The organism is Microbacterium sp., assembly GCF_031178525.1.
In the GTDB taxonomy this organism is placed as follows: domain Bacteria; phylum Actinomycetota; class Actinomycetes; order Actinomycetales; family Microbacteriaceae; genus Microbacterium.
On record NZ_JAPSJA010000336.1, the window covers coordinates 1 to 2,374 of the forward strand.

A 2,374-nucleotide genomic window follows, 5' to 3' on the forward strand; every position below is an offset into this window, starting at 1 on the left:
CGCACCACGGGACCCGTCGCGTCATCGAGGCGCTGCACCAGCCGGGGGCGGGGGATGTGCGCGTGCGGCGGTCGCGGGACGGAGATGCGAGAAGTCATAGGTGGGGAGCTGGGTGTCGCTCGGCGGCGGTTCTCGTCGAGCGGAGCGCGGATCGCCGTTCTGCGGCACCGCGTGCCGGCGACGACGCCGACCGCTTCCACCCTATCGACGCTCCGACGAGGGGCGTCGCCGAGCCATGCATCCCCGGGCCGTGCCCGGGCACGATGCGGGAGCCGACTCGCGAACCGGCGCTTGCGCTACTCGGGTCCCGGAGATCGGCTCAGGGGCGGGGGAGATCCTTCACCGACAGCACCTCCGCCCGCCGGTAGCCGAGCTCGTCGTACAGGGCGCTCGCCGCGTCGTTGAAGCCGAAGACGTGGAGTCCGACCGAGTCGGCGCCGATGCGGCGCGCCTCCTCCTCGACGGCGCACATGATCGCGCGTCCGTAGCCTCGGCGGCGGTGTGCCGCCTCGACGCGGAGCTCCAGCACGAACACGTGCGGTCCTGTGGAGCGCCGCTGGACCGACAGCCACACGACGCCGACGGGGTCGTCCGAGCCGCCCGCCTCCGCGACGAACAGCAGCTCGTCCTCGGTGTCGATCCCGTTGGGCAGCGCCTCGGCGGTCTGCCGCTCCGACTCCGCGCGGGCCGACTCGGCCGAGTGCAGGCCCTCCCGCTCGAGGTCGTCGGCGAACTCGGCGATCAGGCGCTCGGCGAACGCGTCGTACTGCTGGGCGTCCATGCGCGACAGCCGGATCGTCGCCGGTGGTCGCGGCGCCGGCAGGGGAGCGAGGAGCATCTGGATCGACGAGGCGCGGTACCCGCGACCCTCGATCGCGCGCCACCCGGCCTCGTCCTGCCCGAACAGGTCGATCCGCAGCGTCTCCGCTCCCGCGCTCGCCGCGTATCGTTCGAGCAGGTCGAGCGCGGGCGCCGCGACGGCGGGATCGGCGTCCAGGGCGTACAGCATGGCGCCCATCCGCGCGTCCTGACCGGCCCGCACCTCGAGCCACGCCGTCCCCGCGAGGCGACCGTCGTCGCGGATCTCGAGCACGTGTTGATCCGCGGAGCGCACGCCATCCGGCAGCCGGCCGGCGACGATCCCCTCGCCCTGCTCCTGCGCCTCCGCGGGCGGCAGCATGCCCGACTCGCGGCGCAGGGCGGCGAAGCGCGCCACCGTGTCGGCCCGCCACGCGTCGAACCGTTCGGCGGGCATCGGCTCCAGGGTGACGGTCACGGTCCCATTGTGGGCTCGCGCCCCGCGAGACCTCATCTGCGCCGCGAGACATCGTCCTGCGTCGATGACTCGCGCCGACGGTGAGGTCTCGCGGACGACCGGGCCGGATGACCGGGCCGGATGACCGCGCCGGATGGCCGCTCGAGCAGCCGCGGCGGACGGCCCTCGGATGCCCGCGCCCGCAATCGGGAAGCCTGGGTTTATACCCGAGGTTCAACCCTTCGTCAAGGAACCGCTGGACAACGCGTGTCGTCCGGCCTATAGTTGGTATTTGCGCCTCTTGGATCCCCCATGCCTTCATATGGTGGTCGGCTGGCGCCTTCGATCCCCGCAGATAGCGGCGCGGGTCGTGGGCCGAGCGGGACCGATACCGGCGCACCTCACCTGTCGACAAGGAAACTCAGCGACCCCCGCCACGGTCGCTCATGGAGGTTATCCCCTTGGCTGCTGCGCGCAACGCATCCACCACCACCCCCAAGAACGGTCGCGGAGCATCCCGCCTCTCGTTCGCCAAGATCTCCGACACGCTGACGGTCCCCGACCTTCTGGCGCTGCAGACCGAGTCGTTCGACTGGCTGGTCGGCAACGACGCCTGGAAGGCGCGTCTGGCCGAGGCTCAGGCCGCCGGTCGCACGGACATCGCGGTCAAGAGCGGTCTCGAGGAGATCTTCGAGGAGATCTCGCCGATCGAGGACCTGAGCGAGACCATGCAGCTCTCGTTCACGAACCCGTACCTCGAGCCCGAGAAGTACTCGATCGAGGAGTGCAAGGACCGCGGCAAGACCTACGCGGCCCCGCTCTACGTCGAGGCCGAGTTCATGAACCACCAGACGGGTGAGATCAAGACCCAGACGGTGTTCATGGGCGACTTCCCGCTGCAGACGGGCAAGGGCACGTTCATCATCAACGGCACCGAGCGTGTCGTGGTGTCGCAGCTCGTGCGCTCGCCCGGTGTCTACTTCGACAAGACGCCCGACAAGACGTCCGACAAGGACATCGTCTCGGCGCGCGTCATCCCGAGCCGCGGTGCGTGGCTCGAGTTCGAGATCGACAAGCGCGACCAGGTCGGCGTGCGCATCGACCGCAAGCGCAAGCAGT

Annotated in this window: 1 protein-coding gene and 1 pseudogene; one reads left to right on the forward strand and one right to left on the reverse strand. The window is 70.4% G+C overall.

The window, feature by feature from the left end:
- Positions 1–319: 319 nt before the first annotated feature.
- Positions 320–1,276: a GNAT family N-acetyltransferase gene (locus tag RIF89_RS14030; protein WP_309069698.1), complete on the reverse strand. Its 957-nt coding sequence runs from the start codon at positions 1,274–1,276 to the stop codon at positions 320–322.
- Between the two features lie 440 nt (positions 1,277–1,716).
- Here RIF89_RS14030 and RIF89_RS14035 point away from each other — a divergent pair.
- Positions 1,717–2,374: pseudogene (locus RIF89_RS14035) on the forward strand (DNA-directed RNA polymerase subunit beta); the annotation flags it as partial.